Here is a 1,171-nt window from a genome sequence, read left to right as displayed (position 1 = left end):
CGGCAGGGAATCGTGTAAAAGGCCTTTGCTGACAGCGAGTTAGCTCACTTTTGGCTGTGTTTTACACGAATCCCTGCCGAACCTCAGGTAGTGGATGAGCCGATGGAAGCGCCTTTTTATCCGGCAACTTCATGTTTTCACAAGAGAAATCGGATTCTGCGAGTCATTTTTACACGTATGTCGGCTGAACCCCTACTCGTTCTCGGTGCCGGAAGCAGTCGCGCGTGGCGAACTGAGACCGTTGACCAAACAAAATGAACCTTAAAAACCATGGAAATTCACTATGCAACAGATGACGCAAAAATCCTTGAACGATGCCGAACTTGATCGGTTGGGCGACTTTCTCGAAGGAGTCGGCGCACCTGCAATGAATCTCGAAATGCTCGATGGGTTTTTTGCCGCACTCATTTGCGGCCCTGAAACGGTATTGCCCAGCGAATACTTGCCACACGTACTTGGGGAAGGACATTGCTTCGACAGCAATGACCAAGCGGCGGAGATTCTTGGCTTGGTCATGCGGCATTGGAACACGATTGCATCAGAACTGTTCCGCACTCTGGAGAAAGACGATGTCTACCTTCCCGTGCTGCTCGAAGATGCGGATGGGGCCGTACACGGCAATGACTGGGCACATGGTTTCATGCGCGGCATTCAATTACGGCCCAATAGTTGGCAAGAGCTGATCGGCAGCGACGAGTTTGGCGGGCCAATGCTGCCAATTATGATTTTGACCTATGAACATGATCCTGATCCCGCCATGCGCCCGCCAGAGATTGCGCCTGACAAACGCGATGAGTTGCTTCAGTCCCTGATTGCCGGACTTACACACATCTATCGCTACTTCGCGTCACATCGCCAATTGGCAACCCACGTGCCTTTACGCAGGCAAGGCCCTAAAGTTGGGAGAAACGATCAATGTCCATGTGGCAGTGGGCGGAAGTACAAGCATTGCTGTGCTACCGGCGGGCCAATATTTCATTGATATCGGCTTAACTGACTTCCCTGTTCCATTGCTCCCCGGACCCCGTCCCCTGGCCACGTGCCTGGTCCGCGTGCATGCGATCGCGCTTGAGTAGCCAGCTCGTCCCGGTCATGTCGCACAACCGTTGCAAATTCAGCCGGCGAACGGCCGCCTCGCTGCGCCATGTCTGCGTGGCCAGCCACTCCAGGT

At 54.0% G+C, this 1,171-nt stretch carries 1 protein-coding gene and 1 pseudogene; one reads left to right on the top strand and one right to left on the bottom strand.

The genetic code is table 11. The features are described from left to right. Positions 1-283: 283 nt before the first annotated feature. The gene (locus CSC62_RS17210) at positions 284-982 is read left to right on the top strand and encodes a YecA/YgfB family protein (protein ID WP_033836401.1); all 699 of its coding nucleotides are present in this window, start codon (positions 284-286) and stop codon (positions 980-982) included. A 7-nt stretch (positions 983-989) separates the two neighbouring features. On the opposite strand, the pseudogene CSC62_RS17870 reads toward CSC62_RS17210, so the two are convergent. Next, positions 990-1,171, bottom strand: a pseudogene (locus CSC62_RS17870) (hypothetical protein); the annotation flags it as partial.

Source organism: Pseudoxanthomonas jiangsuensis (assembly GCF_010093185.1).
Taxonomy (GTDB): Bacteria; Pseudomonadota; Gammaproteobacteria; order Xanthomonadales; family Xanthomonadaceae; genus Pseudoxanthomonas; species Pseudoxanthomonas jiangsuensis.
Note: the sequence above shows the minus strand (reverse complement) of the source record. Positions and strands in the feature narration are given on the sequence as shown.